This window comes from Paenibacillus antibioticophila, from assembly GCF_000455265.1.
Taxonomy (GTDB): Bacteria; Bacillota; Bacilli; order Paenibacillales; family Paenibacillaceae; genus Fontibacillus; species Fontibacillus antibioticophila.
In genome coordinates this window covers 2058240-2070242 of sequence record NZ_HG005139.1, presented here as the reverse complement: position 1 = coordinate 2070242, position 12003 = coordinate 2058240, and the positions used below count along the sequence as shown (strand labels likewise).

The 12003-nt window shown below is 47.6% G+C and carries 11 protein-coding genes; 10 read left to right on the top strand and 1 reads right to left on the bottom strand.

What is annotated here, in order from left to right:
• Positions 1 to 233: 233 nt before the first annotated feature.
• Positions 234 to 395, bottom strand: coding sequence for a hypothetical protein (locus TX85_RS26755; RefSeq protein WP_158297315.1), 162 nt, complete (start codon positions 393 to 395; stop codon positions 234 to 236).
• 319 nt (positions 396 to 714) lie between these two features.
• Between TX85_RS26755 and TX85_RS09450 the strand changes: the two genes are divergently transcribed.
• From TX85_RS09450 to TX85_RS25355, 10 genes are all read left to right on the top strand, one after another.
• Positions 715 to 2184, top strand: coding sequence for an N-acetylmuramoyl-L-alanine amidase family protein (locus TX85_RS09450; protein ID WP_044478861.1), 1470 nt, complete (start codon positions 715 to 717; stop codon positions 2182 to 2184).
• A gap of 42 nt (positions 2185 to 2226) precedes the next feature.
• Positions 2227 to 2835, top strand: a complete 609-nt coding sequence (locus TX85_RS09445; RefSeq protein ID WP_044478860.1) for a GerMN domain-containing protein — start codon at positions 2227 to 2229, stop codon at positions 2833 to 2835.
• 212 nt (positions 2836 to 3047) lie between these two features.
• Positions 3048 to 4451, top strand: coding sequence for an N-acetylmuramoyl-L-alanine amidase family protein (locus tag TX85_RS09440; protein WP_233500672.1), 1404 nt, complete (start codon positions 3048 to 3050; stop codon positions 4449 to 4451).
• A 26-nt stretch (positions 4452 to 4477) separates the two neighbouring features.
• Positions 4478 to 5068: a GerMN domain-containing protein gene (locus tag TX85_RS09435; protein WP_044478857.1), complete on the top strand. Its 591-nt coding sequence runs from the start codon at positions 4478 to 4480 to the stop codon at positions 5066 to 5068.
• A gap of 72 nt (positions 5069 to 5140) precedes the next feature.
• The gene (locus TX85_RS09430; protein WP_044478856.1) at positions 5141 to 7870 is read left to right on the top strand and encodes an S-layer homology domain-containing protein; all 2730 of its coding nucleotides are present in this window, start codon (positions 5141 to 5143) and stop codon (positions 7868 to 7870) included.
• An 84-nt stretch (positions 7871 to 7954) separates the two neighbouring features.
• Positions 7955 to 8623, top strand: coding sequence for an endonuclease III (gene nth, locus TX85_RS09425; protein WP_044478855.1), 669 nt, complete (start codon positions 7955 to 7957; stop codon positions 8621 to 8623).
• A 37-nt stretch (positions 8624 to 8660) separates the two neighbouring features.
• Positions 8661 to 8945 (top strand): hypothetical protein, encoded by a 285-nt coding sequence (locus TX85_RS09420; RefSeq protein WP_044478854.1) that lies wholly within the window; start codon positions 8661 to 8663, stop codon positions 8943 to 8945.
• Between the two features lie 163 nt (positions 8946 to 9108).
• Positions 9109 to 9768, top strand: a complete 660-nt coding sequence (locus TX85_RS09415; RefSeq protein ID WP_044478853.1) for a TetR/AcrR family transcriptional regulator — start codon at positions 9109 to 9111, stop codon at positions 9766 to 9768.
• A gap of 96 nt (positions 9769 to 9864) precedes the next feature.
• Positions 9865 to 10158 (top strand): hypothetical protein, encoded by a 294-nt coding sequence (locus tag TX85_RS09410; protein WP_049894887.1) that lies wholly within the window; start codon positions 9865 to 9867, stop codon positions 10156 to 10158.
• 281 nt (positions 10159 to 10439) lie between these two features.
• A partial coding sequence (locus tag TX85_RS25355; RefSeq protein WP_222860705.1) for a dynamin family protein occupies positions 10440 to 12003 on the top strand: 1564 nt, incomplete at its 3' end.

The window sequence follows — 12003 nt, the reverse complement described above, 5'->3', positions numbered from 1 at the left end:
AAGGTCTGGTATGACCTTGTTCCTCGCCCAGCTTTTTTAGTTTATTTGTAAATGAAGGGAGTTAGCCAGAAAGGTATCGTACACCCTCAATCCCGAGGGCTCTCGTGGTCCTCACGGCACCGAATTTGCAATTTTAATGCCTTTCAGCACTTATTCTGTCGTATGAGTACCCTCCCAGCAATTTTAATGCCTTATAGCACTTATTTCGGGGCATGAGCGCCACACCAAGCAATTTAATTGCCTTTCAGCACTAAATTTGCCGTAGGAGCACCTACACCTGAAATTTTAATGCCTTTTGGCACTAATTTTGCTCCGGTCACTCCGCCAAGTCTAGTGCAGCACCACTGCTGCTGTTCTATTAATTCAAGCTGACAAAGAGGACAGTCCTTCATCATTTGCTATCACCGCCTTGGAAGGTTCGATATTTGCTTCGCACTGAAAACTTTCTGCCTAGCTTTTTTGTTCATCTTATATAGCATTTTCACATAGTTCTGCCCCTACGAGCAAGGGTCTTCATTAATTATCAAACTTAGGCTAACTATCGGCGGTTGTCTATTTTTGTTCTTCTATGAAAATATAAGTCTATCAGTCAGGAAGATTTTCTGATATTATGGAAGCAATTAGTAATGTTTATTGTAGGTTGTTGTCGGTTCATTGCCATGGCTCTATTTGGGGCTAAGTCCGGTAAATTACGAGATTGGTAGGGATATCAGAATGAAAAAAATCGGATGTCTGATCGCATTGCTATTTTGTTTCCTCGCATTTCCGAGCCTGTCGAATGCGGCATCGGGGGACACCCATATTTTTTTGGACGGGGTTGAGCTTCAACAGCCGGAGCAGGCCAAAGCCGGGGTTGTTAACGGCAGCACGGTCGTCCCTCTAAGAGTCATTGTCGAGAGCTTGGGTTATGAGGTTGAGTGGGATCAGAATGCCAAGACGATTACAATTGTCCAAGGTGCGAATACGTTGAATTTAAAGGTAGACCACAGTGAAGCAATTGTGAATGGAACAACTGTCAAGCTGACAGCTCCTCCGATTATTCAAAATAGCGTCACATTGGTTCCGCTCCGATTTGTCGGTGAACAGACAGGCCTGACCGTCAGCTGGGATAATCAGACCAAATCGGCTTATCTGACTACACCAAGCGACGGCTCAGACGGTAAAGTCCAACCGGGCATGGGAAGTGAGGCGCCAGCGAACAACTCTTCGGAGAACACCTCCTCTGAAGTTGTCCCGCCAACTACGGGGACTGACAATAGCTCTTCTGAGCAACAAGGGAAGTCATACATATACGGAATCAGCTTTAGCGATAATCGGCTAAAGGTTTCTGCAGATCCGGGAGTTAAGCCTAATGTCTTCCTGCTGAGTGGTCCTGAACGTTTGGTTGTGGATATTCCGAACGCTGCATTTTCGGATAGCTTCGCATCCTTGCTGCCTCTGGATGCATCCAATAACGGTGCCTTTGCAGTAGCGGATTATCCGGATGTATCACAGGTGCGTTATTCGATCTTTGATCAGGGGACTTCGACGATTCGGATTGTGGTAGACTTGAATCATCGGGTTGAATATCAAATGAATATTGATGGAACGGATCTGTTTACCGTTGATTTGACAGCTGTGTCTGGTTATCCGGTTACAGGTACGGGCAAACCTCTTGTTGTTATTGATGCAGGGCATGGCGGCATTAAACCAGGAGCCGTTAGTATTACTGGAAAGCTGGAAAAAGAGTTCGCTCTGGCTGTGTCTCTCAAGGTAGAACAGCTCCTTAAACAGGAAACCGAATTTGATTTTGCGATGACGCGCACTACCGATGTCCATCTGGAGCTTAATGAGCGGGCCGAATTTGCAAATAATCTGAATGCAACACTATTTATATCTATTCATGGAAACAGCATTGAAGGAAAGAGCAGCATTACTGGCTCTGAAACGTATTATTCCCGAGAAGATAGCATTCCCTTAGCAGATGTGATGCATAAGCATCTTGTATCGTCAACTGGACTCGCTGATCGCAAAGTCAGACAGAAGAGTCTTCATGTGACCCGTGAGACGACTATGCCAGCAGTATTGCTGGAGGTAGGCTATTTGAGTAATTCCAATGATGAAAAGCTAATGTACACAGATGAATTTCAACAGAGAGTTGCGGAGGGAATTGTAGCTGGAATCAAGGAATACCTTGGTCTATAATATTATAGGGTCTTCGCAAGCTAAAAATAGGGGGTTTTTGACATGAAGAAGACGGGATGGATGATCCTGATGCTGGTATTCATGCTTGGATTGGCCGGCTGTGGAGATAAGCCCCAAGCATCAGCGCCAGGAGAGAATAATGGCAATAACACGGATACCGGGATTACAGTCCCTGATGCTGCCGAGCCTGACTCCTCAGGAGCAAGCGGCGCAGTGGAGACGGTTGACCCTGAGAATACGGAGAACTCAAGTGTGGAACCGGAAATGCTGACAAGTACGATTAAAGTTTACTTTACCGATGATAATTTGGATAAGCTCACAGCTGTTGAGCGGGAGATCTCATACCCTGCAGAGACGGACAAGTATGAAGCAGCTTTCACAGCACTTCAGACAGCCGAGCCGGGAACCTTGTCTCTTTGGAACAAGATTATCTTGCGGCAAGTAGAGCTTAAGGATGGACTGCTGACCATAGATATTACAGTGCCGGATGAAGCGAGACTGGGTGCGGGAGGAGAAGCGCTTGCTGTCGATGCCTTGCTGCAGACCTTCTTCCAGTTTGATGAAGTGAAGCAGCTTGAGCTTATGGTGGATGGAAAGACAGAGGAGACTCTTATGGGACATGTGGAGCTTGAGCATCCATACTCAAAATAATTTATTTGAAGATGAAGACTTCGGGGCACGCTCCGAGGTCTTTTTTTGGCAATAAATTAGCATTTTTTCGCAACTTTTGCCTGTTCCAAGCGTCTATTATGTCGTCTGGTGATGCCCGGAAGCAGGTATCTCGTCCGGTCATCATAAGGCAAATATCTAAAGGGTAGGGGTGACGGATGAAAAAAGGATTAACAGCATTATTGTTTTTTGTCATGTGGTTTGCTTTATTTCCTCAAACTGGACAGGCCGCTGCGGGGGGAACCAGCATTTATCTGGATGGTAACAAGCTGGAGCTCAGCAAGAACGGACAGGTTCAGAATATCAATGGATCGGTCATGATTCCGATTCGTGTCGTCGTGGAAGAGCTTGGTTATGTCGTCGATTGGGAGAAGAAGACGCGAACGGTAACTATACAGCAGCAGGATACAGTAATGAAGCTTGTCGTGGATCAGAGCACGGCGCTCGTAAACGGAACAAAGATTCAGATGCCTGTGGCTTCGAAGCTGGTTAGCGATACGGTCATTGTCCCGCTCCGCTTCTTGGGAGAACAGATGGGGCTCTCTGTAAGCTGGGATAATCAACTGAAGACGGTATACCTGGTAACTCCGGCAGGAGGGAATGGCGGCGAGACAAGCCCGGGAGATGGCGGCGATGGCGATACAGGGACTCCGCCAGGGGACACAGACTCGGGGACTCAACCTGGTCAGACTGACAATCTGGCGAATGTCGGGGGCATCAGCTTCAGCGACAATCGTCTTATGATCGCGGTGGATCAAAATGTAACTCCTAATATTTTTACCATGGCTAACCCGCAGCGTGTTGTCATTGACCTGCCAAACACCAAATTTGCGGATACGTTCTCATCGGGATATTATCTGGATTCTACACAGAACGGATTCATTGATATCACGGAATATCCAGAAGTCTCAAAGGTTAGATATTCCCTGTACAGCAATAATCCGTCAACCGTTCGGATTGTCCTTGATATGAATGTGGTTAAAATGGGTGAGCTCATTAATGAGAACGACGGCCTGATTATACTTGACTTGAATAAGGAAGTATCAAACCCGGGCTCGAATGGCAAGAAGCTGGTCGTTATTGACGCAGGCCATGGCGGGAAGGATCCGGGAGCGATCAGTGTTACCGGCAAGAAAGAAAAGGACTTCAATCTGGCCGTGACGCTGAAGGTTCAAGAGCTGCTAAAGAAGGAAACAAATATTGATTTTGTATTGACTCGCAGTAGCGATACTTATCCTTCGTTAAGCGATCGGGTTAAAATTGCAAATGATTTAAATGCGGATTTGTTTATTTCGATTCATGCCAATGCCGGCAGCGCGACTGCAAGTGGCGTAGAGACGTATTATACCCGGTCTGAAAGCCTGGCGCTGGCCAAGGTCATGCATAAGTACCTCGTAGCCTCCTCCGGTCTTACGGACCGCGGGGTTCGTTCCAAGAGCCTGCATGTCACCAGAGAGACGAAGATGCCCGCCGTTCTGCTTGAATGCGGTTATCTGAGCAACAAGAGCGACAATGCCAAGCTGTATACGGAGGATTTTCAAGACCGTGTCGCAGCAGGTATTGTAAAAGGTATCAAGGAATATCTCGGACTTCAATAAGCCGGATTTTAGAAGGAGGATGAGAGATGAACCGAATGAGTTGGAGAATTTGCGGCCTGGTGTTATTGCTTGCACTGGCTTCCGGATGCGGTCAAAAGCCCGGAACGGCTCAGCCGTCAGGAAATGAGGAGCCACAGGTCGAACAAGGTGCTGGCCCGGCTACTAATCATCAAGGCAGCAACAATGCTGAGAATACGAGCGGCGAGACTGGAACGGAAGTGCCTGAACAACAGACTTTGAGCATTAAGAGCTATTATACGGATGATCAATTAAATGAACTGACCGAAAAAGAGCAGACCATTCGCTATGCCAAGGATGAGGACAAGTATATGGCAGCGCTTGAGACATTAAAGGACAGCGGGGATTCGGAGCTGCTTCCACTCTGGAAGGTTGAGTTCCGTTCGGCCTCGCTGTCAGAAGGGATGCTGACTGTCGATATCACTCTTCCTGATGAAGCCAGGCTTGGAGCCGGCGGGGAAGCGTTGGCCGTCGAGGCCTTGCAGAACACGCTTTTTCAGTTCCAGGAGATCGAGTCGATCGAGCTGCTCGTGGATGGTCAGCAGACAGAGAGTCTGATGGGACATATAGAACTTGAACATCCGATGACAAGAAAATAATCAGGATTTAGAGGGAAATGGGCCTTGGTTGTCGAAACATGGTAAGTGAACATTTGTAAAGGGGAGAATGTAATGTCATCTTATAAACGTACTTTTAAACGCAGCACCAAGAGGGCAGTTTCCACCATGCTTGTTACGGCGATGTGCCTCAGCGGAGGAGCGGCGGTGTTCGCTGAAGAAGCCCAGAGCACGGCGGTAACAACTTCGACAGCCTCGGCACTTCTTTTTAGCGACGTAAGTGACGGCTTCTGGGCGGAAAAGCATATTTACAAGCTCGCTGCAGAAGGAATCATTTTAGGAGATGCCGGGAAGTTCCGGCCTTCTGACAGTGTTACTCAACAGGAAGCGATTACGATGGCAGTTCGCTTTATGAACCTGGAGAGCAAGCTGGGCAGCGGCAGCGGTGCACCGGAAGAAATGAAGGTTAACGCCTACTTTAAACCTTATCTGGAACTGGCTCTGAGCGAGAAACTCATTGATAAGACAGAGGAACTTAGCACGACGGGAGCGAGTGAGTCCTGGGGAGCGAAGACGGCTACCCGAGAGTGGGTTGCCAAGCTGCTCGTACGGGCTTTGGGACAAGAAGACAAGGCTAAATCGGCTGGAAGTGCTGCGACCGGCTTTGCCGACCATACCAGCATTTCACCAGCGGCCAGAGGGTATGTCAATGTTGCCGTGCAGCTTGAGTTGACGAAAGGGGTTGAAGGAAACCGATTTGATCCGTTAGGCAAAGTAACACGTGCCCAGCTCGCAACCTTCTTAAGCCGCGGCAGTGAGTATGTTACTCCGGGCTACAGCAATGTCTATGAAGGCATTGTTACCGAATTGACCGATTCGAAGCTGACCTTGTTTACGAATGGACAGTTAAAGAGCTTTGCGCTGGATAACCGTTCCGTCTATTTTACAAAGGATTCCGAAGCCAAGAGCTCTCGAACTGCGATTCAGTTGTATACCAAAGTATTAGTTGTAGACAAAATAGGTTCGGCAGCCTATGTGGAGGTTCGTGATGCCAACCAGCAGTTGGAGAAAACAGAAGGCACGCTGCTCAAGAAGCTTTCTGACAACCGCCTGCTCATGTTGGTCAACAATAATTCTATTGAGTATACCTATGATAGCTCTACTTCATTCCTGGATCAGAACGGGAATGCCATTTCAGTGGATAGTCTGACTGAAGATAGCACGATTATCGTGCAAAGAGAAACCTTTACGTCGGCGAAGAAGCCCGTGATCATCCAGGTAAAATCGGGCGTTGTTAATAAGTCCGGTACAGGCACGGTCGATCTGGTCAACGTCTCGGACAAGACGATTCGCATCAAGGACGATGCTACGGGTGCGATCGAAACCTATAATTATGACGACACTTCAATTCTTATTTATCAAAATCAACTGTTGGGTGGAGCAGCCGAGCTTCAAGCCGGTGCTGCTGTAACCTATACGGTGAAAAATAGCGTATTTACCCGTCTGGAAGTTACGAAAGCAATGGAACGCATCGTAAAGGGGACCCTGCTGTCCGTAGAAGGAAGCACACTTCTCAGCTTCACGAATTCCGCAGGCAAGGCAGAAATCAAAGCACTCGCTGCCAAGCCGGTTGTCGTGATTAACGGTATCGCCGATGCGACGCTGGGGGATCTGATTGCCGATGTGAAGGGCGGGGATCAGGTAGAATTAACGATCAGCCCTGACGAGCAAGTCACTAAAATTATTGTGACCGGCCGTCAAACTGAATTGCTTACCGATTTGTCTGTCGTCAATTATGAGCCGAAGTATAAAGCGCTGATGGTTGTGGACTCTGCGAATAAGGTGCATGCCTTTACCGTGGATGACAAGACCAAGGCGGAATACAACTCAACCACTCCGACATTGACCGGAGTTGAATCGCTGCTTACAAAAGGCAGAAAAATTAATGTGACTCATATCGGAGATCGTGTGCTTGAGATCCAGGTGTTTTACAAGTATGAAGGCACTTATGTATCGACCGATACAGCGGCCAAGAAGGTTTCGATCCTGCTCCCAAGCGGTAAGACCGTGGCAATACCTTATCAAGGCACAGCTCCTTCGATAGAACTGTACGGCAAGACCTCGGCTACGATTGCCGACTTGAAGGCGGGAGATCCGGTAACCGCGATTTTGAGCGCGAACCAGGATACCTTGCAAACATTGGCCATAAGAAAGACGGTTCAATTCGAAATTTCTTCAGTGAATACATCCAATAGCCGGATTCAGGCGTCAAGTAATGGCGTTACAGACAATTTCTATGTAGATAAGGCTACTTTGCTCAATGATGCCGGAGCTGCGATTACCGTATCCAGCCTGCAAGCAGGGCAGACTGTGAATGTGACCTTCAGTGGCCGTACGGCTGCTTCCCTGCAAGTGGTGAAGCTGACGCTTGGCAAGGTTACTGCTGTTGATGCTTCTTCGGTAACTGTGAAGTCCTTCTCCGGCACACCGGAAGTACACTCGATTGCGAATGGGGTAAAAGTAATTCGCGGAACCTCGGTAACCTCAGGAACAGCTACGCTGACAACGTCCGATCATGTTGAGCTGCGCAAAGATGTGGACGGGACATTGTTAATTAAGGTGCTGAATTCGCTGGAACGGAAATTCCAACGGTATGACTCGATCAATAACGACATTCTGGTCTATCGTTCCACGATTCAGGATGACAATTATCGTTTTGCTGTGACATCGAATTTGTATATTCACCAAGGTGACACGACATTAACCGTGCAATCCCTCAAAGATAATGATAAAATTGTTTTGTACTTTAGCGGCGATAAGCTGGTAGAGGTTGAAAAGCAATAAATCATTTCTGTGAGAAGAACCGTCTTGATGCGGGGGCTCCCGCTCAGGACGGTTTTTTACATGAGCAGGGGGGAATGTTTTGGAGTGAATGCCGGACAAGCAAAGCATATATTAACTACCATCGCAGCCATGTTCCCGGATGCACACTGCGAGCTCAATCACAGCAATGCTTTTGAACTCACGATCGCTGTCCTGCTGTCAGCACAATGTACGGATGCGACGGTGAACAAGGTGACAGCGGATCTGTTCCGGAAGTACAGGACACCCGAGGATTATATCTCTGTACCCTTGGAGGAGCTGGAGCAGGATATTCGGCGGATTGGATTATTCAGAAGCAAGGCCAAGCATATTCAGAATCTATGCCGGATCTTGATTGAGCAATACGGCGGAGACGTACCCTCGGAGCATGACAAGCTGGTCAAGCTGCCGGGCGTCGGCCGGAAGACGGCTAATGTCGTTGTTTCCAATGCCTTCGGCGTACCGGCTATCGCAGTGGATACTCACGTGGAACGGGTCAGCAAGCGGCTGGGGCTTGCCAATTGGAAGGACTCCGTGCTTGAGGTGGAGCAGAAGCTCATGAAGAGAGTACCTCGTGAAGAGTGGACGATTACACATCATCGTCTTATTTTTTTCGGCAGATACCACTGTAAGGCCCAGAATCCCAATTGTCAGATCTGCCCGCTGCTTGATGTGTGCAGGGAAGGCAAGAAACGTATGAAAAGGTCACAAGTCAGCAAACCTATAGAAGAGTGACAAAAAAAGATATTGATAGCAGAGGATGAGATTCTAAATGAAATGTATTTCCGTCTACACTGACAATTTTGAATTGTTCTCGGACATGTTCGAGAAGGTCATCGAGATCGATCTGAAGGAAAATGATGAGCAAGAGCTGGAGGGCGTGACGATCAGCGATTCCGGAGAGGTGCCTAAGCATTATCTGGAGCGGATGTCCGTGAAGCCAGAGGTCGTGGTAATGCGCGATAAAAATAAGGGAATAACAATTCTGCAGCATGGTAAAGTATTCGAAATCCTGATTCCTTCCGAGCAGGACCAGATCGAAGCTGCGACCATCTAAGCCGAAATGAAGTAAAAGCGTTCTCCGCAAGCTGGAGGACGCTTTTTTATTTGGCCCGAAGTCGCAGGCTCTATTTTACAAAGGCTTGAATGCCCTCTTGACAAACATACACCGTGTAGGATATTTTGTATACATACACAATGTATGTAATGGGGTGAATGACTTGCCACGAAACAAATATCCCGAAGAAACAGAGCAGATCATACTTGACGCTGCATTAAAACTGTTTATTGAAAAGGGCTATGAGCAAACAACAATTCTTGATATAGTCGATGAAATGGGCGGCCTGACACGAGGAGCCTTTTATCACCATTTCAAAACAAAGGAAGAAGTTTTTTTTGCGCTGACTGATAAATTATTTAATGATATAGACCCTTTTGCAAAAATCAAAGCCCGCACTGACATAAATGGTTTAGAAAAAATAAAACTGACCTTGCAAATTTTAAACGAGAGCGAAGAGTATGCCGTACTTCACTTTCAAATACTTCCATTGATTGATAGCAGCCCGACAGCTTTTAAGATATATATGGAAAAACAGCGAACCTTCTTAGCGTCAAAATATGCTGAACTTATTGAAGAAGGTATAAACGATGGTTCAATCAAAGCAAAGTATCCGAAATTAACAGCGGAATTGTTTTTGTTGATTTGTAATGTTTGGATGATGCCGACAATATACCCACAGGAAAATGAAGCAGAAGCGTGGCAAAGATTTAATATGGCAAAGGATATTGTTGATTTTTTGGGGTTGCCGGTTCTCGATAAAGCCCTAACTTCTCATGTTGTAATAAATGACCAAGGTATCGTTGTTGAAGTCAAAAAATGAGACAAACAAAAGAGAATAACAAAAATATAATTCTTTTGGCTAAATACATACATGCAGCATGTATAAAATAAAAATATATTTTAGGAGGTTTTTTGCATGAAAAGAAACGGCATTGGATTGGATGATCTCTTGGCAGAGTTCAACGAGAATATTATCGGCAAACCAAGCTCTGCTGCTCTTGGAATTGTTACTATTACTCGTAGGGATCTAGAAGAATTAAAGACATCCAACAAAAAGGCAAACATTAAAATGACTGGCATACTGACATTTTCAGAAGATGTTACACCTGATTTGACGAGAGAAGTCATAGAAAGCATCAAAGTACAGGGGAAAATAAATGCCTCTCCTAATGTGCAAGAAGTTTTGAACACACTTATTGACGAAACATAATGGCAGCCTAACACTTATGGCCAAGTTGGCTTGAAATGGGTCAGTAATCAGAAGCCGGACGCTAAGACGCAGAAGAGCCGACAACCAACGAGCTTGAAACTCGTGGTTGTCGGCTCTTTATTTATCCTAAAGCGGTCTTTCTTCTTTGAATGTATATCGATAGACATTTTTTATCTATCTCAAATTGGCAATGATTAATATCACTGTAAAAGCTTAAATCGAATAAATATCCATGATAAAATGAAGGGAGATAGGGACAGAGAGGACGAAGCGACTTGAAGATGACGGCGGCAATCGAATCTGATTTGGCTGGAAAGCTCTCACGGCTGGAAGCATGGTATCTGGAACAAGGCGCCGCGGATTCGGCAAGAAAAGTGAAGGATTTGATTGAAAAACAGTTGTCCGGAGAGTTGACAATAGCGATTTGCGGTCATTTTTCAGCAGGAAAATCAAGTCTGATTAATGCACTTTGCGGTTCTTCCGTGTTGCCCTCAGGTCCGCTTCCAACGACCGCCAATATTGCTGCACTGCGTGACGGTGCGCCGAGAATGCAGTTGACCCCGGCAATCGGCGGTGGTCATGAGGCAGGGGAGAAGCTCCCGCAGGAGTCTCTAAGTGCGTTTGACGGAGCATTGAACGATTATTGCCGTGATGGAGCGAAGTACGAAAGGGTAGCTATCTGGAGAGATATTCCCCTGCTTCGTCATGGCGGCGTGCTGCTGGATACGCCGGGCGTGGATTCTGGGGAGGCAGCACATGCGCTTGCAACGAGTTCAGCGCTTCATCTTGCGGATACTGTATTCTATGTCATGGATTATAACCATGTGCAATCCGGCAGCAACCTGAGCTTCGCGCGCAGTATCGCGGAATGGGGGAAGCCGCTCTATCTGATTATTAACCAGGTCGACAAGCATCAGGAAGAAGAACAGACCTTTGAGCAGTACATGAAATCGGTTGAGCATGCTTTCTCGGTCTGGGGAATTGCTCCGGCCGCCATCTTCTCTACCTCTTTAAAGGAGCCGGAGCATCAACGGAATCAACTGCCCGAGCTGAAGCGGGTCGTGATAGAACTGTTGGATCGGAAGGCGGCGCTGCTGGAATTCAGTATTGCTTGCTCTCTGCATCATGAAGCACGGCAGTTCAAGAAAAGAGCCGAGGAAGCGGCAGGAGAGAGACGCCAAGAGCTTGAGGCATTGGCGGGTGACGAAGCAGTGACCGTTGATCAGCTTCGCCAGGAGCTCCAGGACCTGGAGCTTCGTATGTCCTCTAGACAGGAGGAACCACCGGAAGCCGCGCTTCGCCGAGAATGGACTGCAAAGCTGGATCAATTGCTTGAGAATGCCTATCTTATGACCGCGGATTTGCGGGAGACGGCAGAGAAGTATCTGGAAAGCCGTGAGGCTGCGGCCAAACCGGGATTTCGCTTGTTCAAAAATAAGAGCATTCAGGAGCGGCAACGAAGACAACAGGAGTTCCTCGAGAGGTTGGATGAGCAGGTAAAAGCGCAAATCGATTGGCATGTGCGCGATATGATCCGCAAGCTGGGGAAAGCCTCGGAGCTTTGGGATGTTGAATGGGAAGCTCGGCTGGAAGAAGAGATGCCGCAAATGAAGGCAGCCTGGATTGAAAATCAGGCCAGGAGCGGGGCTGTAATCTCCGGCGAATATACGCTTCATTATACTTCGGCGGTGGCGGCCGAGATTCGAGGCCGCTATCGCCGGGCAGCCCTCGCGCTTGCGGAGGGGCTGCTGGCAGAGCTTGCTCCACGCCTTGGGGCGGAGCAAGCAGATTTGGCCGGGCGGCATGCGGAGCTGGCTGAGCGCGTGCGGGCGGCCGAGCGGCTGC

Bases quoted from the DNA above. Each gene is read 5' to 3' on its own strand.
- TX85_RS26755 (WP_158297315.1), bottom strand. From the start codon at position 395: ATGATGAAGGACTGTCCTCTTTGTCAGCTTGAATTAATAGAACAGCAG.
- TX85_RS09450 (WP_044478861.1), top strand. From the start codon at position 715: ATGAAAAAAATCGGATGTCTGATCGCATTGCTATTTTGTTTCCTCGCA.
- TX85_RS09445 (WP_044478860.1), top strand. From the start codon at position 2,227: ATGAAGAAGACGGGATGGATGATCCTGATGCTGGTATTCATGCTTGGA.
- TX85_RS09440 (WP_233500672.1), top strand. From the start codon at position 3,048: ATGTGGTTTGCTTTATTTCCTCAAACTGGACAGGCCGCTGCGGGGGGA.
- TX85_RS09435 (WP_044478857.1), top strand. From the start codon at position 4,478: ATGAACCGAATGAGTTGGAGAATTTGCGGCCTGGTGTTATTGCTTGCA.
- TX85_RS09430 (WP_044478856.1), top strand. From the start codon at position 5,141: ATGTCATCTTATAAACGTACTTTTAAACGCAGCACCAAGAGGGCAGTT.
- TX85_RS09420 (WP_044478854.1), top strand. From the start codon at position 8,661: ATGAAATGTATTTCCGTCTACACTGACAATTTTGAATTGTTCTCGGAC.
- TX85_RS09410 (WP_049894887.1), top strand. From the start codon at position 9,865: ATGAAAAGAAACGGCATTGGATTGGATGATCTCTTGGCAGAGTTCAAC.